Source organism: Amycolatopsis sp. NPDC104775, from assembly GCF_055583325.1.
On the sequence record NZ_JBVJOE010000012.1, the window covers coordinates 62,115 to 81,798 of the forward strand.

The following is a 19,684-nucleotide window of genomic DNA, read 5'->3' on the forward strand; positions in this document are numbered from 1 at the left end:
ATCGGCCGGACCCGCCGCGGCCCAGTCACCCAGCCGCCTCCATCAAAGGCACCCTGACCAGCGCTAACCCGCCGCCGCCCCTTCCGCCACAGCACTGTGAGCAAGGGGTAATTGCGCTGAGGGAATGCTGTCCAGCACAATTGGGTTAGCACTCTTGTAGGTCGAGTGCCAGTGCATGAAGGAGCTTCAGTGCCCACGTACCAGTACGCCTGCAAGGAATGTGACCACCGCTTCGAGGCGGTGCAGTCCTTCTCCGACCCCAGCCTGACCGTCTGCCCGCAGTGCTCCGGCGCACTGCGCAAGGTCTTCAGTTCGGTCGGCGTGGTCTTCAAGGGCAGCGGGTTCTACCGCACGGATTCGCGTGATTCGAGCAAGTCGAGCACCTCCGCGGCCCCGGCCAAGACCGAGAGCGCCAAGTCCGACTCGTCGTCCACCACCTCCTCTTCGTCGACGTCTTCGTCCTCGAACACATCCTCCACCACGAGCACGACGAAAACGGCTTCCACGGCCTCCTGACCCCCGAGTTATCCACAAGGGGCCAGTTGTCCACAGGTTCGCGAATCGGCCCTTCCGGCCGGTTCGCGACGTCCTTAACGTCGGATTCGTGCGGTATCCCGCCGCACCGGAACCGACGAGGGGACAACCGTGAACACCTTGCTCAGCCGTCTTCCCGCGCTGCCGGACCTCCGTCTGCCGCGCGGTAGGCGAGCCCGGATGCTCCGCCGGTGTCTCGCGGCGGCCTTGCTCCTGGCCGGCCTGCTCGTCCTATTCCTCCCGCCCTCCGCGCGGGGCGCGCCCGCCACTTCGACGGTCGTCTCCGCGCGGGACCTGCCCGCGGGTTCTGTTCTGCGCGCCGCTGACGTGCGGACCGTCGCACTGCCCGACGACCTTCGCCCGTCCGGCGCGCTGTCAGCTTCCGACGCGGCGGTGGGCCGGCTTCTGGCCGGGGCCGCCCGGGCTGGGGAGCCCATCACCGACGTCCGGCTCCTCGGCAACAACCTCCCCGTAACGGGTGAACCCGGCGCGGTCACCGTCGCCGTCAGCCTGGCGGACGCGGCTGTCGCCGAGCTCCTTCAGCCGGGCCAGCGCGTCGATGTCGTCGCGGGCGCGGATACCACGAATTCCGCGTCTGTGCTGGCCAGAGGGGCCACCGTCGTCACCGTCCGGCGTTCCGACGACGCCGGGAACCGCATGCTGGGCCCGCCGCAGAAGGGTCCGCTGGTGCTGCTTGCGTTGCCCGCGCAGGTTGCCACGCAGGTCGCCGCTTCCTCGCTCGAACGACCGGTAACGGTTACTCTCCGCTAACCCGACCCTGTCCCGACGGGCGACGGCTGTCTCAGGGCGGCCAGACGCCCGTCCTGATTCTCCTGGGAGCAGCAGTGCTGAAAGGTTTCAAGGACTTTCTGATGCGCGGCAACGTCGTCGACCTCGCGGTCGCCGTCGTCATCGGTGCCGCGTTCACCGCGATCGTCACGGCGTTCACCAACGGCCTCATCAAGCCGTTGATCAACGCGCTCGGCGGAACCGACGCGGCGAAGGGCCTCGGCTTCAATGTCCTGAATGGCAACGACTCGACGTTCCTGGACTTCGGCGGCGTGATCAACGCGGCGATCAACTTCGTGATCGTCGCTGCGGTCGTCTATTTCCTGATGGTCCTGCCGATGAAGCACGTCCAGGAGCGGCGCAAGCGGGGCCAGGAGAAGGGCCCGGCCGAGCCGACGGACGTCGAGCTGCTCACCGAAATCCGCGACCTGCTGCGCGCGCAGCAGGGCAACGGCCCCTCCAGCCGAGAGAACTGAGGGGTCATTGATCGTGATGCGGGGGCCGGTTCTCGAGGAACCACGAATCCGGAGTGGTCTCCGGGCCCCGGCCCCGCTCATCGGACGTGGTCTCCGGCAGGACGTCGCCGAAGATCTCGTCGACCCGGCGGCGGCGCTGGGCCTCGGTCACGCGGGGGCGTCGTTCCTCGTGCGGCATGGGTCCATCGTCCCACCTGTTGTTTGACAAGTGCAGAGAGACATTCGCCGCATTACGAGCGGGCTCAGACCTCTTCGAGGCCGGAGAGCTCGTCGATCACGTGCGGGACCAGCGAGGAGAGGGTCGCCATGCCGTCGCGCACCGCCGCGCGCGAGCCGGCCAGGTTGACCACCAGCGTGCTGCCCGAAACGCCAGCCAGGCCGCGGGAGATCCCGGCGTCGACCGCGCCCGCGGCCAGCCCCGAGGCGCGCAGGGCCTCGCCGATGCCCGGGATCGGGCGGTCGAGCACCCCGGCGGTCGCGTCCGGCGTGCGGTCGCGCGGCGAGACTCCGGTGCCGCCGACCGTGATCACCAGGTCCGCCCCGCCGATCACCGCCGTGTTGAGCGCGTTGCGGATGCCCGCGGTCTCGGCCTCGACCACCACGACGCCGTCGACGATGAATCCGGCCTCCTCGAGCAGCTCGGTGACGAGCGGCCCGGAGGTGTCGTCGTGCTCCCCGTGCGCGACCCGGTCGTCCACAATCACCACGAGTGCCCGGCCCAGCCGCTGTGCGCTCCGTTCCATGCCGACACCGTATCCGGTTCGGGGCCCGCTCCGCCGCCACGGGCCCGGTGATTTCTGACGATTCGGTGACGTGGTCCGCGCAGGCCGCGCGCACCCCAGGGCAGGCGGCCTAGCGTCGGCGGAGTGCGAGTGCTTCTCACCGGCGGTGCCGGGTTCATCGGGTCCCGGATCGCCGATCAGCTGGCTGACGACGGCGACGAGGTCATCGTGCTGGACAACCTGCTGTCCACTGCGCACGGCTCCGCCACGCCACCCGAATACACCCGGCGGCACCGTTTCCTGCGCGGTGACGTCACCGACGCCGAAATTGTCGCCGAACTGCTCGACGGCGTCGACGCGGTCTGTCACCAGGCCGCGGTAGTCGGGCATGGCGTGGATCCCTCCGACGCGCCCTCATACGCGCTGAACAACGACTACGGCACCGCCGTGCTGCTGGCCGCGATGTACGCGGCGAAGGTGCACAAGCTCGTGCTCGCCTCGTCGATGGTGGTCTACGGCGAGGGGCTTTACGCGTGTGCGGACCACGGTGTCGTCCCGCCGCTGCCTCGTCGGCAGTCCGATGTGGACACCGGGCGATTCGAACCCGCTTGCCCGCACTGCGGTGCCGAGTTGGGCTGGCAACTCGTGCCCGAAAGCGCCCCGCTGTTGCCTCGAAGCACCTATGCGGCAACAAAACTGGCGCAAGAGCACCTCGCGGGAGCATGGGCGCGGCAGACCGGCGGCACGGTCTGGGCGTTGCGCTACCACAACGTCTACGGCCCGCGGATGCCGCAGAACACTCCGTACGCTGGGGTGGCGTCGCTGTTCCGTTCGGCGCTGGAGCGCGGCGAAGCACCGACCGTGCTGGAGGATGGGCGGCAGCAGCGGGATTTCGTGCACGTGGACGACGTTGCCCGAGCGAACGTCCTCGCGCTCCGAAACGACGGTCCGGAAGCAGATCTCACGCCGCTGAACATCTGCTCCGGACAGCCGCACAGCGTCGGTGACCTGGCCCGCGAACTGGCCCACGCCTGCGGTGGGCCGGAGCCGCGGATCGTCGGTGGCGCGCGACCGGCCGATGTCCGGCACGTGGTCGCCGACCCGGCCCGGGCACGGGAGCTGCTCGGGTTCCAGGCGGAAAGGTCGTTCACGGATGGCATCGCGGAGTTCGCCACCGCCGAGCTGCGCGCGCCCATCACCCGATGAGGTGAAGATCACGTTCCGGAATGAATCGGCCGCACCGGATCTTGATGCTGGGCATGCGTTCCATCGTGGTGGGGGACATCGAGATCCACGCACTGACTGACGGACGGCTGCGGCTGCCGTCGTCGTTCTTCCCGGGGCTCCAGGGCAAACGCTCGGCGCCGAGCACTGTCCCGGTGACCACTGGCGCGTTCGTGATCCGGACCGGCGGCCGGACGGTGCTGGTCGACGCCGGTTTCGGTCCGCGCCCGTCCGGCGAGCCGCATCTGCCGCAGCATTCCCGGGAGCAGCTGCACCCGGTGGTCGACGCGATCGAGCCGGAGCTCACCGGCGGGCTGCCCGCAGCGCTCGACGAGGCCGGGGTTGCCCGCGAAGACGTCGACATTGTGGTGCTGACGCATCTGCATGCCGACCACATCGGCTGGGTCGCGCCGAATGGCGAGCCGTACTTCCCGAATGCCGAAGTGCGGTACGGCGCACCTGACTGGGCGGCGTTCGTCGAACCGGCGGGGCGGCACGACCGCGGCCGGGTAGCGCTGGAAGCAGTCCGCGCTCAGGGCAAACTGCGTCCGTTGCTGGACGGTGAACTGGTCGCTCCCGGCGTCACCGTCCGGCACGCACCCGGACACACGCCAGGGCATTACGTACTGGAAGTCGTGGATCAGGACCGGCGCGTGGTCCTGGTCGGTGATGTCTTCCAGATCCCGGAGCAGATGGCCGACCCGACGATCGGCGCGGCATCCGACGTCGATCCCGGTCAGGCGGAGCTGACTCGCCGCCGTTGGCTCGGCGAGGTGGTCGGCACCGGCACGATCGTCGCCGCAGCGCATTTCCCCGACGAGCCATTCTTCCGGATCGCGACCGACCGCACCGTGGAGCCGGTGTCGGCGGTCGCCGCGTCCTGACCGTCCACAATAGACGATTCAGGAAGCCGCCAGGGGCAATCGCACCTCGAAGCGGCATCCTGGGCCGTGGTTCTGCACGCCGATCCGCCCCCGGTGTGCCTCCACCAGGCCCTTGGCGATGGCCAGGCCCAGTCCGCCGCCGCTGGTGGTGCCGCTGCGGTCGGGGGTGCGGGCTTGCGTGCCGCGGAAGGCGACGTCGAAGACCCGGTTGATCTCGTCGTCCGGAATTCCGCCGCAGCCGTCGTCCACGGCCAGCAGCGCTTGGTCGCCGTCGATGCCGATCTGCACGGCGACCGTGCCGTCCGGCGGGGTGTGCCGGATGGCGTTGGACACGAGGTTCCGCACGATCCGCGCCAGCTCCGGATCGCTGCCGGACACCACCGGCCACGCGGACGCGTTTTCCAGCACCCGCACGCGTTTGCGGTCAGCCACCGGTGCCTGCGCGGCGACCGCGTCGCTCACCACGTCGCGCAGCGGCACCGCCGACATGCTCAGTTCGAGCGCTCCCGCGGTGATCCGGGACAGCTCGAACAGGTCGCCCACCATGCCGGACAGCCGGGTGGTCTCCCCGCTGATGCGCCGGGCGTAGTCGGTCACCTCGGCGCGTTCCGAAACCACGCCGTCAGCCAGTGCCTCCGCCATCGCCTGGATCCCGGCGAGCGGACTGCGCAGGTCGTGGCTGATCCACGCGACCAGTTCGCGACGCGACGCCTCCGCCGCGCGTTCGCGTTCCCGCGCCTCGCGTTCCCACACACTGCGTCGCGCGATCACCCGGCCCAGCACCATCGCCGCGGGCACCGCCACCAGTGCGACGAGCAGGCACACGAGCAGCTCGGTGGTCAGTGCCTCGGTGAACATAAAGCCGCTCACGCCGAGGATCCCGACCAGCATCGCGGCGACCGGGGTCAGCACGAGCGTGGTCATCGTGGTGGCCAGCGACCGGTGCCGCAGCAGGTAAAGCACTAGCCCGCCCAGCGCTGCCACCGGCAGGGCGAACAGCAGAGCGAGCGGCAGGATATGCAGGACGTGGACGAAGATCTCCCACGCCGACTCGCCCGAGCCGATCATGACCGGGTCCGGTCGTAGCGGTAGCCGACGCCCCACACCGTCGCGACCCGGATCGGTTTGGCTGGGTCACGTTCGATCTTCTCGCGCAACCGTCGCACGTGGACAGTCACCGTGGACTGGTCGCCGAAGTCCCAGCCCCACACCTTCTCCAGCAGGTCAGCCCGGCTGAACGCGACGCCGGGATGAGAGAGGAAAAACGCGAGGAGATCGAACTCGCGCGTGGTCAGCGGCAGCACCGCGCCGTCGAGCGTCGCCTGGCGGGCGGTCATCTGGAGCCGGAGGTTGCCGTCCACCAGCTCCGCCGTAGGTGGCTCGGGCCGCGGCATCCGGGCCCGGCGCAGCACGGAGGCCACGCGCAGCGTGAGTTCCTTGGGGCTGAACGGTTTGGTGACGTAATCGTCGGCCCCGAGCTGCAGCCCGGCGATGCGGTTTTCCTCCTCGCCGAGGGCGGTGAGCATGACGATCGGCACCTGGCTCGTCTGCCGCAGTCGGCGGCACACCTCCAGGCCGTTGAGGCCGGGCATCATCACGTCGAGCACCACCAGGTCCGGCACGCGCTCGGCGAACTGGGCGAGCGCAGCGGTACCGTCACCGGCCAGGTCGACGGTGAAACCGGCGGTTTCGAGGTAGCGACGGACGACGTCGCGCACCGTCTCGTCGTCGTCGACCACGAGCACGCGACCCGCTTGGTCCTCCATGCCTCACCTCACCAGTTCGTCAGCAGCAGGTGGTTGACCGCGAGCGCGACCACCGCCTGTCCGGCCAGCCACCAGCGGCGGTGGCCCGCCGGAAGCAGTGCCGTGGCTGGGATCAGCCACGCGCCGAACGGTAGCCAGATCCGTTCTACCTCAGCCTTCGACAGGCCGGACGAATCCGCGAAAACGATCGTGAGCACGGCGGCCGCCACGATCAGGAGCACTGGATCGCGCAGGATAGTCCGGCGAGAGGGCAAGAAGATCGCGGTGGCCACCCCTCGGCGGGTCGCTGCGACGACTGCCGGTCCGCACGCGACCGCCACGGCGGCCAAATCGGCCCACACCCAGTAGGAATACGGCCGCACTAGCGCAACGCCCTGGTAGTAGCGCTCGACCACGAGGTGGTAGCCGTCGAACCACCAGAATCCAGCGAACGCGAACACGGCGACCACGGCCAACGCGCCGAGAACGGCGACCAGAGCGGCACGCCATTGCCTGCCGAGCAAGGCGACGGCGAGTGCGACCAGGCCGAGCAGGACGAGGCCGTAGGAAAGAAAGATGCCGAATCCGACGAGAATTCCGGCCGCCAACGCCGTGGGCCAGGCGTAACCACGGCGTTCGCGGAAGCCCACGGAGGCGAGGGCAAGCAGCGCGATGCCGGTGGCGGTCACACCGGCGAAGAGGCCGTCGGCGGACACGCCCAGCCACACCGCACCAGGGCTGAGCACGGCGAACGGCAACGCCGCGCGGGCCGCGTCAGGATCGCCGAGCAGCGCGATCGTCGCTGGCACCGCGACCGCGACCAGCGCGGCCACCAGCACCACCGCGGTCGACGCCCAGGCACCGCCGTGGAGGCCGAGCCGGTCGAGCCAGACGAAGACGAGGGTCGCGCCGGGCGGGTGGCCGGACACGTGAGTGGTCCACGAGTTCGGCTGGAAATCGAGGATGCGCGAGGAGAATTCGCGCAGGAAACGTGGGATGTCCGTGATGCCGGGGACTTCGTGCAGGTATTCCTGCGGGGTGGTGAGCCTGCCGGTGAAGCCGCGCGTCCAGCCGTCGACCATGGCGAGGGAGAAGATCCAGGCGAGGGAGGCCAGGTAGCCCGCGATGAGGGCGCGCCGCCACGACAACCGGGCGGCCAGGGCCGGGCCGTACAGGACGACGCCGGCGGCGATCAGGACGGCGAACACCGAGCCGGGGCCGACGTGCGGCAGCCAATGCGCGAACAACGGCGGCGCGAACGCGTAGATCACCACGTCCGAGCCTGGCCGGTTGTAATACACGCCGACCGCGGTGGCGGCGGCGATCACCACGAGGGTGACGCCGACCGTCACGAGATCAGCGCGGAACCGGGGACGGACGGGTACCGGGGGCGGCGGCTCGGCGAGCCGGGCAGCCTTCGTCGACTCGCTCATCGCCGGTCACGATAGCCGCGCTGGTGGCCGTCCGGCAGGTATCCGGCGGATCCGTGAGAACTCGGTAAGATCCTGCCGGACGTCAGGATTTGGTAAGCACAGCAAGGGTTCTGCACTGTCCTTTCCAGACTTACCGTACGCCTCGTGAACGAATTCGGAGTGGACGTCGTCCTCCCTTGCCTCGACGAGGCGGCCGCGCTGCCCGGCGTGCTCGCCAGCCTGCCGCCGGGGTATCGCGCGATCGTCGTGGACAACGGGTCACGCGACGGTTCCCCCGGAGTCGCGGCTGCGCACGGCGCGAAAGTCGTCGACGAGCCGCGGCGCGGTTATGGTGCCGCCATCCACACCGGATTGGAGAACGCGACCGCCGACATCGTCTGTTTCGCGGATGCCGACGGGTCGCTCGATCTGGCCGAATTGCCACGGCTGGTTGCCGCGGTCGTGGACGGTGCTGACCTCGCGGTCGGGCGACGGGTGCCGGTGTCCCGCGCGGCTTGGCCTTGGCACGCCAGAGCGGGCAACGTCGTCCTCTCGCTGCTCTTGCGGACCCGCGGGCTGCCGGTGCGGGACATCGCGCCGTTGCGGGCTGTGCGTCGCCGGGAACTTTTGGCTCTGGGCGTCACGGACCGGGCGTTTGGCTATCCGCTTGAGCTCTTGGTAAAGGCGCAGCGCGCGGGCTGGGTAGTCCAGGAGTTCGACGTCGCTTACCGGGAACGGGCGCAGGGCACGAAATCGAAGGTGTCCGGTTCGGTGCGCGGCACGTTACGGGCGGTACGGGACTTCGGGCGGGCGTTGGCCCGATGACGTTCTGCCTGCTTGTGATCGCGAAGGCCCCGGTGCCGGGGTTCGCAAAGACTCGGTTGTGCCCGCCCGCGACGGCGGAACAGGCTGCGGAAATCGCCGCGTCCGCACTGCTGGACACGCTGGACGCTGCGTTCGCCACTGACGGCGCGATCACGGTGGTGGCGATGACGGGCGACCTCGCCGCGGCGGCGCGGGGCACCGAAATCGGTCGAGCATTGCGAGAAGCCACCGTGATCGCGCAGCGAGGCTGGGATTTCGGCGCACGGCTAGTCAATGCGCACGCCGATACCGCCGCGATGCACGTCGGGTTGCCCGTGCTGCAGATCGGCATGGACACGCCGCAGGTCTCCCCCGCGTTGCTGGCTTCGGCGATCGAGCCGGTCGTCACCGGAGCCAGCCGCGCAGTGCTGGGTGCCGCGGAAGACGGTGGCTGGTGGGGACTTGGGCTGGCTGACCCGCGGCAGGCACAGGTGCTCGCCGGAGTTCCGATGTCTCGGTCGGACACCGGATTCCGCACTCGCGCGGCACTGGAAGGTGCGGGGCTTCGAGTTGGCGAGCTACCGACACTGTCCGATGTGGACACCATGGCGGACGCGCTGCGAGTGGCCGCGATCCGGCCGAACAGCAGGTTCGCGGCCGCAGTCGACGAGGTGGGAGTGGTGGCGTGAAACTCTCGACTGGCCGGGAATTCGACCGCGGACTGCTTGGCTACCACTGCTGGCTGGAGCTTGCGAACGGTGGCCGCGTCGAGCTTCCTGTGGGTCGCTGGGCGGACGGCTGCGGCGCGGGCGACGCTGTGCTGCTAGACGCGTGCGCAGGTCCGACGCTCGACGTCGGCTGCGGGCCCGGGCGTCTTACCGCCGCTTTGGCGCGCCGTGGGGTGGTAGCTCTCGGCGTGGACAGTTCGCCGGTCGCGGTCCGCATGACTCGGCGTCGCGGAGCAAGCGCGTTGCAGCGCAACGTTTTCGCTCGCTTACCCGGCGAGGGGCGATGGGAGCACGTGTTGCTGGCTGACGGCAACATCGGGATCGGTGGCGATCCCGATGCGCTGCTGCGGCGAGTGCACGAACTGCTCATGCCGGACGGTGACGTGCTCGTGGAGTTGGAGAAACCGGGCCACGGAGTGCGCCGGGACCACGTGCGCCTGCGACCGGATCCCGCTGGCGGACGGTGGTTCACCTGGGCGTGGGTGGGAGTCGACGCCATCGCGGAAATCGCCGTACGGACTGGTTTTCGTGTGGTGTGGACGACCAGTCGCGGGCACCGCTGGTTCGCGAAGCTGGCGCGCGCGTGAAACGCGGACGGCTGGCGGCCGCGTGGCGTGCGCTAGACGCTCGGGTCACTTCAGTGCAAGCCAAGGTGAGCGAACGGGCCCGGGCCGTCGATCGCCAGGTCCCGAAGGCGGAGCAGTTCAAGGGCGGCGCGCACGGCGAGCGCGCGACAACTCGGGTGGGCAGCCTGCTCGGGCTCGCGTTTCTGATCTGCTTCGTCACCGGGCTGCTGAGCCACTTGATCCAGCATCCGCCGGAGTGGTTCTTCTGGCCCAGTCGGCCGGTGTGGCTGTATCGGGTGACGCAGGGTGCGCACGTGTTGTCCGGGATAGCGGCGATTCCGTTGCTGCTGGCCAAACTGTGGAGCGTCTACCCGAAGCTGTTCGAGCGGCCGCTGGTGCGTTCGGTGCCACACGCGATGGAGCGGCTGTCGATCCTCGTCCTGTCCGGGGCGGCGTTCTTCGAGCTGAGTTCAGGGCTGCTCAACGTTGCGCAGAATTACCCGTGGAACTTCTACTTTCCGCAGGTGCACTACGCGGTGGCGTGGGTGGCGATCGGGTCGATCTTCGTCCACGTCGCGGTGAAGCTCCCGGTGATCCGGCGGGCGTTGACGCGGGAACGCGCACCCGCTCAGTCTCCTGGCCCTGGGTTGTCACGCCGAGGATTCCTGACCACCACTGGGATCGCGACCGGAGTCGCGGTGCTGGCCACGGCGGGAGCGACAGTCCCAGCGCTGCGGAACGTCTCCGGACTCTCGTGGCGATCGGATAAGGGCACGCAGAAGCTGCCAGTAAACCGCACAGCCGTGGCAGCGCAGGTAACGCGGATCGCGCAGGACCCAGGATGGCGGCTCTCCGTGGTCACTCCGGCGGGGACACGGCAGTTCACGCTCGCGGAGCTGCGGGCGTTGCCGCAGACCACTGTGGACTTGCCGATCGCGTGCGTCGAAGGGTGGAGCCAGATGGCGACGTGGCGCGGGATCTCGTTCCCCGACCTGCTGCGCGCAGCGGGAAGCTCACCTGGCGTGTCCGTGCGGGTGTCGTCGCTGGAGAAGAACGGCCTGTACGGCGTCAGCGTGCTGCCTGGCGAGCACACAGCTGACCCGCTTACGTTGCTGGCGCTGGAACTGAACGGCGAGGTGCTGAACCTCGACCACGGCTACCCCTGCCGCGTGATCGCACCCAGCCGGCCGGGTTTGCTGCAGACGAAGTGGGTCTCGAAGCTGGAGGTGCAGTGAAGACCGCACGGATTGCGCTGGCGCTGCCCGGATTAGCCGCGTTGGCGTACGGGGTCGTGCTGTTCCTCGACTATGCGGCACCGGCATGGCCGGACAGCTTCACGACGCTGCTGTGGATCGGCGGCGGGCCGATCGTGAACGACGCGGTGTTCGCTCCGGTCGCCGCGGTGGTCGGCCTGCTGCTCGCTCGGGTCCTGCCGCGGCCGTGGCGAGGGCCGGTGCAGGTAGGCGCAGCGCTGACCGCGGTGCTGGGTTTCGTGGCGTTCCCGCTGCTGTGGCGCACTTATGGCGTGCCGTCGAAGCCTGGGTTGCACGACGGGAACACGTGGCTCGGGCTGGCGGTGACACTCGCGGTGGTGTGGAGTGCCGTCCTGGCCGTGGCAGCCGTCCGGATTGTCTGGTTTCGACATCGTGCGGCGCGGAAAATCCGGACGCGCGCATAGTTGACCTGGGTTTTCTTCCGGAACCGGAATTTTCCCGCGGATTCGGCGTTTGGGTCAGCGTGCGCGTGGGCACCTCACCGCACGCGGAGAGGCTCTCCGTGCCGAGTCGGAGGCGGCACGGAGAGCCTCTTCGTGTTTTCGTGCGCGAGCCGGTTTTCGGGTGCTGGCCGTGAAAACGGCCACGCGCGACCGGCACGGTTGATCCGGTCGCGCGTGGCCTGCAAAGGTTCGGCCCCAGCGCGGAAGGGGGGGTCGAGCCGTGGCTGGTCTCGGCCGCGCCTCGGCGGCCGAGCGATCTAGTTGGCCGGTACCGCCTGCCCGCCGAGGGTGACCTGCACCGTACGGCCGCTGGCGAGGGTGAAGGTCGCCTGGTCGTTCGGGGCGCGCGTGCGGATCGCGGCGACGAGCGTGTTGGCGCTGTCGATGACGCGGTTGTCGATCTTGGTCACCACGTCGCCGGGCTTGAGGCCCGCCTTCTCCGCCGGGCTGCCCGGCGTGATGTCGCCGAGCTGGGCTCCGCCCTGGGGCGCGTCGGTGACCTTCGCGCCGATGAACGTCTGGGTCGCGTGCCCGGTCTTGATGATGTCCTGCGCGGTGCGGCGAGCCTGGTCGATCGGGATGGCGAAGCCGATGCCGACGTTGCCGCCCTCGCCGCCGCTGCCCTGGCCGCGGCCGGAATTCGGGCTGTAGATGGCCGAGTTGATGCCGATGACCTGGCCGCTCATGTTCGACAGCGGACCGCCCGAGTTGCCGGGGTTGATCGCGGCGTCGGTCTGGATCGCGTCCATCACCGTGGTCTGGTCGGTCTCGTCGCCGCCCGCCTGCACCGGGCGGTGCAGTGAGCTGACGATGCCGGAGGTGACCGTGCCGGTCAGCTCGTACGGCGAGCCGATGGCGACCACCTGCTGCCCGACCCGCAGGTCGTCGGAACGGCCCAGCTCGACCGGCGTGAGGTTGCCGACGCCGGACACCTTCACCACGGCGATGTCCGTGGTCGGGTCCCGGCCGACGACCTTCGCCGCGGCCTTCTTCCCATCCTGGAACACCGCCTGGATCTGGCCGCCGTTCGCGGCGACCTGGACGACGTGGTTGTTAGTCAGGATGTAGCCGTCGCTGCTGAGCACGAACCCGGAGCCCTCGCCCGCCGCGGTCCGGCCGGACACCTGCAGCTCGACCACGCTCGGCGACAGCTTCTGCGCCACCGATTCGACCGAGCCGGCGGGCACGTTGCCGGTCTGCTGCGCGGGTTTCGGCGCGTCGAGCGCGCTCACCGACGAACCGGACCCGCCGGTGAGGTACCCGACGGTCCCGCCCGCCACGCCGCCGATCACGAGCGAGATCGCGGCGACGCTCGCGAGGAGCTTGCCTGCCGACCCCTTCTTCTCGCGCTGCGCGGGAACGCCGTACACCGACGTTCCCGGTGCGCCGTAAGGATTGGCCGGGATCCCATGGGAAGGAGTCTGCGTTCCGCCGGGATATTGGCTGCCATACGGCTGACCCGGCGCGGGCTGCTGAGCGCCCGGGTTCGGGCCGCTCTGGGGCACGCCAGCGGGTGAGGCGGCCGCGCCTTGGGCCGACCACGGATTCGGCGTGCTCCCAGACGGAGCGGAGCCGTAGGCCGGGGCGGTGCCGTACTGCCCCGCGGGCGCTCCGTACGCACCGGAAGCGTCACCGCTCGCCGTACCGGAGCCGGACGTCCCTGCCGAGCCCTCAGCGGCCGAACCGTACGCGGCAGTCGAACCAGTCGCACTGGAAGCTGGCTGTCCCGCGTCTCCAGCGGAAGAGGGCTGCTCCGGCTGAGCCGGGGTCTGCTGCCAGGCCGCCTGGCCTTCGGCGCCCGGCTGGGCGCCCGGGTCCTGGCGACCCGCCGCGGAGTCGGGCACGTGGGGGTCGTTCTCGGTCATGTCCTCACCTAAGCGGCTGGGCCTGAGAGGTTCCTGAGTCGAACCTGTGTTTCGTAGATGAGTATGCCGCGAGTCGCGGTCAGCCTGCCGTGCGAAGCCGCTCCGCGATCTGTTCCGGGGTGGCGTCGTTGATCCAGACCGCCATGCCCGACTCGGATCCGGCCAGGTATTTCAGCTTGTCCTTGGCCCGCAGCACGGAGAACAGCTCCAGGTGCAGCCACGACAGCTCCCGGTCCCGCCGCACCGGTGCCTGCTGCCAGCCCGCGATGTAGGGCAGCGGGCGGTCGTACAGCGCGTCGCATCGGCGCAGCACATCCAGGTACACGCGGGAGAAGTCGTCGCGCTCGGCATCGGTGAGCGCGGGAAGGTCTGGCACCTGCCGATGCGGCACGATCTGGATGTGCACCGGCCAGCGCGCGGCGGGCGGCACGAAAGCCGTCCAGTGCTCGCCCGCGGCGATCACGCGCTCGCCCGATTTCTGTTCCGCCGCCAGCACCTCGCCGAGCACCGATCCGCCGTGTTCGCGCGCGACCGCGAGCATCCGCTCGGTCTTGGGCGTGACGAACGGATAGCCGTAGATCTGGCCGTGCGGATGCGAGAGCGTGACGCCGATTTCCTCGCCGCGGTTCTCGAACGGGAAGACCTGCTCGACGCCGGGCGTCCGCGCGAGCGCGGCGGTGCGGTCGGCCCAGGCGTCCACCACGAGGCGCACCTGCTCCGGAGTCAGCCGGGAGAAGGCGCCGTCGTGGTCGCTGGTGAAGCACACGACCTCGCAGCGGCCGAGACCAGGCGCGGTCGGCACCAGGCCGAGTCCGTCCACAGTGGACGATTCACCGGTGGCCTGCTGTGAGAACGACGGGAACCGGTTCTCGAACACGACCACGTCGTAGTCGGCTTCGGGGATTTCGCTCGGCTTGCCCGGCCGGGTCGGGCAGAGCGGGCAGAGGTCGGCCGGAGGCTTATACGTGCGCGTCTGGCGGTGCGCCGCCATCGCGACCCACTCGCCGGTCAGCGGGTCGCGGCGGATTTCCGAGGCCGCCGCGACCGGCGGCAGGTCCCGGGTGTCGGCGGCGAGCCGTTCGACGGCGTCGGTGTGGTCGAAGTAAATGATCTCCCGGCCGTCGGCCAGGTGCCGCACAGTGCGTTTCACGCTTCTTCTGCCTCGAGGTTCTCCGCCGTTTCGGCGATCATGAGTTCTCCGACCCGCTCCGCGAGGTCTTCCCGCGCGCGTTCGTCCAGGCCGTCGTCGGTCACCACGACCTGCGCTTCTTCCAGGTCCGCGATCGTGGAAATGCCGACCGTGCCCCATTTCGTGTGGTCGGCGAGCACCACCAGCCGCCGTCCGGCCTCCACCAGCGCGCGGTCGGTCTCGCTCTCGGTGAGGTTCGGGGTGGTGAACCCGGGTCCCACCGCCATCCCGTGGACGCCGAGGAACACCAGGTCGAGGTGCAGCGTCCGCAAGCTCTGCACCGCAACCGGGCCGACCAGAGCGTCCGACGGAGTGCGCACGCCGCCGGTGAGGACCACCGTCCGGTCCGGCTGTCCGGCGTTGCGCAGCACGTCGGCGACCTGGATCGAGTTGGTGACGATGGTGAGGCCCTCGATGCCGTCGAGCGCGTGCGCGAGCGTCCAGGTGGTGGTGCCCGCGGACAATCCGATCGCGGTGCCCGGCTTGACGAGGGTGGCCGCCAGTTCGGCGATGGCTTCCTTCTGCGCGCGCTGCCGCACCGATTTCGCCTCGAACCCCGGTTCGTCGGTGCTCTTGCCGACCAGCGACGTCGCGCCGCCGTAGACCTTCTCGACCAGGCCGCGGCCCGCGAGCACGTCGAGGTCGCGGCGGACCGTCATATCGGAGACGCCGAGCCTCGCGACGAGGTCACTGACCCGGACCGCACCGGTCCGGCGTGCTTCCTCGAGGATCATCGCCTGTCGCTGCCGCGCGAGCACCGCCACTCCCCAAGCACACCCATCAACTGCACAAAATCCTACACGATTCAACATCGGGTGTGTGCGACGTGCAGATCGAGCGTCCCCCTGCCGGGCGACGGCCAACCGGTACGGCCGATTCAGGCGACGGGCGCCCCCGGTAGCCGGATCGTGAGCAAAGCGCCGCCTTCCGGGGCCCGGTTGGCGTAAACCGTGCCGCCGTGCCGTTCGGCGGCGTGCTTCACGATCGCCAGCCCGAGACCCGATCCGGGCAAGGTACGCGCTTCCGACGAGCGGTAGAAACGGTCGAAGACCTTGGGCAAGTCTTCCTCGGCGATGCCGGGCCCGGAGTCCGCGACCTCGACCACCGCGGTGCCGTCGCCGAGCGGACGCAGCGTGACCCGCACCCGCGAACCCTGCGGCGAGAATTTCACCGCATTGTCCAGCAGGTTCAGCACCGCGCGTTCGAGCGAGCTGTTGTCGCCGGTGAGCACCCACGGCTGCAGCGCGACCTCGAACTCGATCTCGCCCGCCCGGCGGCGCGCCCGGTCGAGCGCACGCTCGACCACCTCCATCAGGTCGACGCGTTCGGCCTGCTCGCGCGGTTCGTCCTGGCGGGCCAGCTCCACCAGGTCACCGATGAGCTGGGTGAGCTCGTCGAGCTGGCCGCGGATGTCGGCCTCGATGTCGGCGCGGTCCTCGTCCGGCAGCGACGGCGCGCCCGGACGGTTGGCCGACAGCAGCAGTTCGAGGTTGGTGCGCATCGACGTCAGCGGAGTGCGCAGCTCGTGCCCGGCGTCGGCGACCAGCTGCCGCTGCCGTTCCTGCGAGTCCGCGACCGTGCCGAGCATGATGTTGAAGCTGTGCGTGAGCCGGGCGAGTTCGTCGTCGCCGCTCACCGGGATCGGACGCAGGTCGCCGGTCGCGGCCACTCGCTCGGCGGCCGACGTCAACCGGTCGACCGGGCGCAGACCGGCGCGGGCGACCGCTGTGCCCGCGCCCGCGGCCACCACGATCCCGGCTCCGCCGACCAGGAACAGCACCACGGACAGCTGGTTCAGCGCGCGCATCGTCGGAGCCATCGACTGCGCCAGCACGATCGCCTGCCCGTGCCCGAGCGGCACCGCGACCACCCGCATGCCGGTGGTCGCGTCGGTGCGCAGCGATTGCGGCAGCACGCCGGTCGCGACGCGCATCTCAGCCGGGCCGACCGGCGGCCGGGTGCCCGGCTGCGGGTAAATGAGGTCGCCGGTGAGGCCGTTGAGCTGGCCGATCTGCAGGTCAGCGCTGGCCAGGAGGGCACCCGGCACCTCGCGCAGCTGGTCGGTCGGCACCTGCGGCGAGTTCGCCGCAGCTTGGGCCCGGGCAAGCAGGTTGTCGTCGAGCTGGGTGAGGAGGTTGTTGCGCACCACCAGGTACGCGCACAGGGACACGAGCGCCACCGCGCCTGCCACGCAAGCGGCGGCCAGCAGCGTGACGCGGCCGCGCAGCGAGAACCGGCGGGTGCTCCACCGGGTGCCCCGCGGGTCGGGGACCTCCCCCTCCGGCGCGGCGTGCGCGCCCGCCGGATGGTCGGTCACGGCGGGGTCTCGCGCAGGACGTAGCCCACTCCACGCACCGTGTGGATCAGCCTCGGTTCGCCTTCCGCCTCCGTCTTGCGGCGCAAGTAGCCGACGTAGACCTCCAGCGCGTTGCCCGACGTCGGGAAGTCGTAACCCCATACTTCCTCCAGGATCCTTCCGCGGGTCAGCACGTGCTTGGGGTACGAGAGGAACAGCTCGAGCAGCGCGAACTCGGTGCGGGTGAGGCTGATCTCGCGTCCGCCGCGGCGGACCTCGCGAGTGCCCGGGTCCAGCGTGAGGTCGGCGAACGACAGCACCTCCGACGTCTCGCCCTGCTGAGCGTCCGGCGCGGCGCGGCGCAGCAGGGCGCGCAACCGGGCGAGCAGTTCCTCCAGGGCGAACGGCTTGGGCAGGTAGTCGTCGGCGCCGGCGTCGAGGCCGGAGACCCGGTCGGAGACGGTGTCGCGGGCGGTCAGCACGAGAATCGGCAGGTCGTCGCCGGTGCTGCGGAGCCGGCGGGCCACTTCGAGCCCGTCGAGGCGCGGCATCATCACGTCGAGCACCATCGCGTCCGGACGGTTGGCGAGGATCGTCTCCAAAGCCTGCGCACCGTCGCTCGCGAGCTCCACGGTGTAGCCGTTGAACTCCAAAGACCGCCTGAGCGATTCACGGACGGCACGGTCGTCGTCCACTACGAGGATGCGCATGCCGTCAGTCTTACGCAGAGTGCTGAGACCCGCCTAAGAACACACGCAGAACACACAAAGAGCGTTCCCTCGGAGTGCGGCGGGTAACAGGTGGGGCGGCGGCCGCGACCATCAGCTGAACTTTAGAACGAGGAGCGCTGATGGCCCATCGGAAACGGCTCGGCCCCGGCTGGCTGGCGGGAATCTGTGTACTCGCCGTCATCGGGCTGATCGGCAACGCGTGCAGCAGCAAGGACGCCGGGACTACCGCGCCTGCCTCCGTGACGGTCCCGTTCACGCCCTCGATCCCCGCGTACAGTCCGCCCTCATCTTCCGAACCTTCGACGACCGCGGACACGTCCACCTCGACGCCGACATACGCGCTCCCCTCTGACGATCCCGTCTACACCGGAACTGGGTCCACCGGCGCGCCTTTGCCCGACGACTCAGGCGGCAGCGTGCACGTACCGCACATTCCGCACCCGCACGCGCGCACCTGTGTCGGCGGGAAGCACATCCACATCTGCAGCTGACATCAGAGCGAACGCTCTTCCGGCGGCCGCGCGACCGGCGCGTTCCAATGTCGCCAGAGCGCGAGCACGCGGATCGCGACCACGACCACCGCGGAGAAGGTCGTGACCACGCCGGCCGGGAGGTTCAGGGCGTGCCCGGCCCAGACACAGACCGCGCCGGTCAGCGCGGCCATCGCGTAGATCTCCTTGCGCAGCACGAGCGGAATCTCCCGCAGCAGCAGGTCGCGGAGCGCGCCGCCGCCGATGCCGCTGGTCATGCCGATCAGGCACGCGGCGTACCCGGTCGCGCCCGCGTTGAGCGCCAGGGTCGTCCCTGCCGTCGCGAACACGCCGAGCCCGACCGCGTCGGCGAGCAGCACCGCGTGCCGCAGCCGGGCAACCTGCGGATGGAAGGCGAACACGATCAGCGCCGTCGCCGCGCAGACGGCCAGGTACGGCCAGTTGCGCAGCGACGTCGGCGGATGGATGCCGAGAAGCACGTCGCGAATGATGCCGCCGCCGAGCGCCGTGGTCAGGCCGACCACGACGACCCCGAACACGTCCAGCCGCGCCCGGACCGCGGCGAGCGCCCCGGACGCCGCGAACGCCCCTAGCCCGAGGAACTCGAGCGCGGTCAGCAGCATGTGCTGGTTCTACTGGTCGAGAAGCCCGCCGCGGTAGGCCAGGAGCGCGGCCTGCACCCGGTTGGCCGCGCCGATCTTCGACAGCACAGCCGAGACGTAGCCCTTCACGGTCGCCTCGGACAGGTGCAGCCGCCCGCCGATCTCGGCGTTCGACAGCCCTTGCCCGATCAGCGCGACAACCTCGCGTTCGCGCTCGGACAGCGAGGCCAGGAGCTTGCGCGCCGGCTGCGCGGCCCGCTGTTCGTCGCGGTGACTCTGCACCATGCGCACGGCCACGCCCGGATCGAGGACGGCACCGCCCTTGGCCAGGTCGCGCACGGCCCGCAGCAGCGCCGCCGGGTCGATGTCTTTCAGCAGGAAGCCGTTGGCGCCGAGCCGCAGCGCGAGGCTGACGTACTCGTCGATGTCGAAGGTGGTGAGCATGGCGACGGTGGGCGGATCGGGCAGCGCGAGGATGGCCCGAAGCGCGCGAATGCCGTCGTCAGGGGCGCGCATCTTGATGTCGAGCAGCGCGACGTCAGGGTGATAGCGACGGGCGACCTCGACCGCCGATCTGCCGTCGCTTGCCTCGCCCACGATCTCGATGTCCGAAGCCCCGGACATCATGGCGCGCAGCCCCGACCGAACTAGTTCCTCGTCGTCGGCGAACATGAGCTTGATCAACGAAGCCCTCCGGCAGACCGTGGGTTGGAGGCGGCTCCCCGCACCCGTTACGGAAGATTACCTACTGTTGTTCACGGTTTCGAAACCAGACACGACCAGGTGACTCGGCTGGTCCACCGGAGCGGCTGAGAACAGCAGGAGACCCGATTGCACGTCACCCACTTGAGTGACGACATGAGGTGGGTCTCACCGGGTTGCCGAACCGATCCAGAAGGACTTGTGGTG

23 protein-coding genes are annotated in these 19,684 nt (G+C 69.8%); 11 read left to right on the forward strand and 12 right to left on the reverse strand.

The genetic code is table 11. From position 1 onward, the window contains the following. Positions 1 to 189: 189 nt before the first annotated feature. From ACZ63D_RS37495 to mscL, 3 genes are all read left to right on the forward strand, one after another. Positions 190 to 516: an FmdB family zinc ribbon protein gene (locus ACZ63D_RS37495; RefSeq protein ID WP_465359069.1), complete on the forward strand. Its 327-nt coding sequence runs from the start codon at positions 190 to 192 to the stop codon at positions 514 to 516. 129 nt (positions 517 to 645) lie between these two features. Continuing rightward, positions 646 to 1,305, forward strand: a complete 660-nt coding sequence (locus ACZ63D_RS37500) for an SAF domain-containing protein (protein ID WP_465359070.1) — start codon at positions 646 to 648, stop codon at positions 1,303 to 1,305. Between the two features lie 74 nt (positions 1,306 to 1,379). After that, complete coding sequence (gene mscL / locus ACZ63D_RS37505) at positions 1,380 to 1,799, forward strand: large-conductance mechanosensitive channel protein MscL (protein ID WP_465359071.1); 420 nt, start codon at positions 1,380 to 1,382, stop codon at positions 1,797 to 1,799. Between the two features lie 4 nt (positions 1,800 to 1,803). On the opposite strand, the gene ACZ63D_RS37510 is transcribed toward mscL, so the two are convergent. Together ACZ63D_RS37510 and ACZ63D_RS37515 are read right to left on the reverse strand one after the other, a co-directional pair. Further along, positions 1,804 to 1,977, reverse strand: coding sequence for a hypothetical protein (locus ACZ63D_RS37510; RefSeq protein WP_465359072.1), 174 nt, complete (start codon positions 1,975 to 1,977; stop codon positions 1,804 to 1,806). Positions 1,978 to 2,041: 64 nt separating this feature from the next. Next, complete coding sequence (locus ACZ63D_RS37515; protein WP_465359073.1) at positions 2,042 to 2,542, reverse strand: MogA/MoaB family molybdenum cofactor biosynthesis protein; 501 nt, start codon at positions 2,540 to 2,542, stop codon at positions 2,042 to 2,044. Between the two features lie 123 nt (positions 2,543 to 2,665). On the opposite strand from ACZ63D_RS37515, the gene ACZ63D_RS37520 reads away from it, so the two are divergent. Next, positions 2,666 to 3,727: an NAD-dependent epimerase/dehydratase family protein gene (locus ACZ63D_RS37520; protein WP_465359074.1), complete on the forward strand. Its 1,062-nt coding sequence runs from the start codon at positions 2,666 to 2,668 to the stop codon at positions 3,725 to 3,727. A gap of 53 nt (positions 3,728 to 3,780) precedes the next feature. After that, entirely contained in the window at positions 3,781 to 4,629 is an 849-nt protein-coding gene (locus tag ACZ63D_RS37525; RefSeq protein ID WP_465359075.1) for an MBL fold metallo-hydrolase, read from the forward strand. Between the two features lie 18 nt (positions 4,630 to 4,647). Here ACZ63D_RS37525 and ACZ63D_RS37530 read toward each other — a convergent pair whose 3' ends face one another. From ACZ63D_RS37530 to ACZ63D_RS37540, 3 genes are read right to left on the reverse strand one after another with little or no spacing between them, the layout of a single operon-like run. Beyond that, positions 4,648 to 5,697, reverse strand: coding sequence for a sensor histidine kinase (locus ACZ63D_RS37530; protein ID WP_465359076.1), 1,050 nt, complete (start codon positions 5,695 to 5,697; stop codon positions 4,648 to 4,650). After that, positions 5,694 to 6,395, reverse strand: a complete 702-nt coding sequence (locus tag ACZ63D_RS37535; RefSeq protein WP_465359077.1) for a response regulator transcription factor — start codon at positions 6,393 to 6,395, stop codon at positions 5,694 to 5,696. The genes ACZ63D_RS37530 and ACZ63D_RS37535 overlap by 4 nt, the downstream gene beginning before the upstream one ends. An 8-nt stretch (positions 6,396 to 6,403) precedes the next feature. Continuing rightward, the gene (locus ACZ63D_RS37540) at positions 6,404 to 7,807 is read right to left on the reverse strand and encodes a hypothetical protein (RefSeq protein WP_465359078.1); all 1,404 of its coding nucleotides are present in this window, start codon (positions 7,805 to 7,807) and stop codon (positions 6,404 to 6,406) included. Positions 7,808 to 7,966: 159 nt separating this feature from the next. Between ACZ63D_RS37540 and ACZ63D_RS37545 the strand changes: the two genes are divergently transcribed. The 5 genes from ACZ63D_RS37545 (at position 7,967) to ACZ63D_RS37565 (ending at position 11,562) form a co-directional block, all read left to right on the forward strand. After that, complete coding sequence (locus tag ACZ63D_RS37545; RefSeq protein WP_465359206.1) at positions 7,967 to 8,611, forward strand: glycosyltransferase family 2 protein; 645 nt, start codon at positions 7,967 to 7,969, stop codon at positions 8,609 to 8,611. Continuing rightward, on the forward strand, positions 8,608 to 9,279 hold the full coding sequence (locus tag ACZ63D_RS37550; protein WP_465359079.1) for a TIGR04282 family arsenosugar biosynthesis glycosyltransferase: 672 nt from the start codon (positions 8,608 to 8,610) through the stop codon (positions 9,277 to 9,279). The genes ACZ63D_RS37545 and ACZ63D_RS37550 overlap by 4 nt, the downstream gene beginning before the upstream one ends. Beyond that, positions 9,276 to 9,905: a class I SAM-dependent methyltransferase gene (locus ACZ63D_RS37555; protein WP_465359080.1), complete on the forward strand. Its 630-nt coding sequence runs from the start codon at positions 9,276 to 9,278 to the stop codon at positions 9,903 to 9,905. Before ACZ63D_RS37550 ends, ACZ63D_RS37555 begins: the two co-directional genes overlap by 4 nt. 65 nt (positions 9,906 to 9,970) lie before the next feature. After that, positions 9,971 to 11,119: a molybdopterin-dependent oxidoreductase gene (locus tag ACZ63D_RS37560; RefSeq protein ID WP_465359207.1), complete on the forward strand. Its 1,149-nt coding sequence runs from the start codon at positions 9,971 to 9,973 to the stop codon at positions 11,117 to 11,119. Then, positions 11,116 to 11,562, forward strand: coding sequence for a hypothetical protein (locus ACZ63D_RS37565; protein WP_465359081.1), 447 nt, complete (start codon positions 11,116 to 11,118; stop codon positions 11,560 to 11,562). The genes ACZ63D_RS37560 and ACZ63D_RS37565 overlap by 4 nt, the downstream gene beginning before the upstream one ends. Before the next feature lie 296 nt (positions 11,563 to 11,858). On the opposite strand, the gene ACZ63D_RS37570 is transcribed toward ACZ63D_RS37565, so the two are convergent. The 5 genes from ACZ63D_RS37570 to ACZ63D_RS37590 form a co-directional block, all read right to left on the reverse strand. Then, positions 11,859 to 13,466 (reverse strand): S1C family serine protease, encoded by a 1,608-nt coding sequence (locus tag ACZ63D_RS37570; protein ID WP_465359082.1) that lies wholly within the window; start codon positions 13,464 to 13,466, stop codon positions 11,859 to 11,861. Between the two features lie 79 nt (positions 13,467 to 13,545). Beyond that, positions 13,546 to 14,616, reverse strand: a complete 1,071-nt coding sequence (galT, locus tag ACZ63D_RS37575) for a galactose-1-phosphate uridylyltransferase (protein WP_465359083.1) — start codon at positions 14,614 to 14,616, stop codon at positions 13,546 to 13,548. Beyond that, positions 14,613 to 15,413: a DeoR/GlpR family DNA-binding transcription regulator gene (locus ACZ63D_RS37580; RefSeq protein WP_465359084.1), complete on the reverse strand. Its 801-nt coding sequence runs from the start codon at positions 15,411 to 15,413 to the stop codon at positions 14,613 to 14,615. The genes galT and ACZ63D_RS37580 overlap by 4 nt, the downstream gene beginning before the upstream one ends. Before the next feature lie 119 nt (positions 15,414 to 15,532). Next, positions 15,533 to 16,972, reverse strand: coding sequence for a sensor histidine kinase (locus ACZ63D_RS37585; RefSeq protein WP_465359085.1), 1,440 nt, complete (start codon positions 16,970 to 16,972; stop codon positions 15,533 to 15,535). After that, positions 16,969 to 17,661: a response regulator transcription factor gene (locus ACZ63D_RS37590; protein ID WP_009083592.1), complete on the reverse strand. Its 693-nt coding sequence runs from the start codon at positions 17,659 to 17,661 to the stop codon at positions 16,969 to 16,971. The genes ACZ63D_RS37585 and ACZ63D_RS37590 overlap by 4 nt, the downstream gene beginning before the upstream one ends. Positions 17,662 to 17,801: 140 nt before the next feature. Between ACZ63D_RS37590 and ACZ63D_RS37595 the strand changes: the two genes are divergently transcribed. After that, positions 17,802 to 18,173: a hypothetical protein gene (locus ACZ63D_RS37595; protein ID WP_465359086.1), complete on the forward strand. Its 372-nt coding sequence runs from the start codon at positions 17,802 to 17,804 to the stop codon at positions 18,171 to 18,173. Between the two features lie 2 nt (positions 18,174 to 18,175). Here the strand turns inward: ACZ63D_RS37595 and ACZ63D_RS37600 are convergent, their stop codons facing one another. Both ACZ63D_RS37600 and ACZ63D_RS37605 read right to left on the reverse strand, forming a co-directional pair. Next, entirely contained in the window at positions 18,176 to 18,796 is a 621-nt protein-coding gene (locus ACZ63D_RS37600) for a trimeric intracellular cation channel family protein (protein WP_465359087.1), read from the reverse strand. 9 nt (positions 18,797 to 18,805) lie between these two features. Continuing rightward, positions 18,806 to 19,459, reverse strand: coding sequence for a response regulator (locus ACZ63D_RS37605; protein WP_009083595.1), 654 nt, complete (start codon positions 19,457 to 19,459; stop codon positions 18,806 to 18,808). Positions 19,460 to 19,684 lie beyond the last annotated feature (225 nt).

Excerpts from the sequence above, each read along its gene's own strand:
- ACZ63D_RS37510 (WP_465359072.1), bottom strand. The coding sequence starts at position 1,977 with ATGCCGCACGAGGAACGACGCCCCCGCGTGACCGAGGCCCAGCGCCGC.
- ACZ63D_RS37515 (WP_465359073.1), bottom strand. The coding sequence starts at position 2,542 with ATGGAACGGAGCGCACAGCGGCTGGGCCGGGCACTCGTGGTGATTGTG.
- ACZ63D_RS37525 (WP_465359075.1), top strand. The coding sequence starts at position 3,781 with ATGCGTTCCATCGTGGTGGGGGACATCGAGATCCACGCACTGACTGAC.
- ACZ63D_RS37530 (WP_465359076.1), bottom strand. The coding sequence starts at position 5,697 with ATGATCGGCTCGGGCGAGTCGGCGTGGGAGATCTTCGTCCACGTCCTG.
- ACZ63D_RS37535 (WP_465359077.1), bottom strand. The coding sequence starts at position 6,395 with ATGGAGGACCAAGCGGGTCGCGTGCTCGTGGTCGACGACGACGAGACG.
- ACZ63D_RS37540 (WP_465359078.1), bottom strand. The coding sequence starts at position 7,807 with ATGAGCGAGTCGACGAAGGCTGCCCGGCTCGCCGAGCCGCCGCCCCCG.
- ACZ63D_RS37550 (WP_465359079.1), top strand. The coding sequence starts at position 8,608 with ATGACGTTCTGCCTGCTTGTGATCGCGAAGGCCCCGGTGCCGGGGTTC.
- ACZ63D_RS37570 (WP_465359082.1), bottom strand. The coding sequence starts at position 13,466 with ATGACCGAGAACGACCCCCACGTGCCCGACTCCGCGGCGGGTCGCCAG.
- ACZ63D_RS37590 (WP_009083592.1), bottom strand. The coding sequence starts at position 17,661 with ATGCGCATCCTCGTAGTGGACGACGACCGTGCCGTCCGTGAATCGCTC.
- ACZ63D_RS37595 (WP_465359086.1), top strand. The coding sequence starts at position 17,802 with ATGGCCCATCGGAAACGGCTCGGCCCCGGCTGGCTGGCGGGAATCTGT.
- ACZ63D_RS37600 (WP_465359087.1), bottom strand. The coding sequence starts at position 18,796 with ATGCTGCTGACCGCGCTCGAGTTCCTCGGGCTAGGGGCGTTCGCGGCG.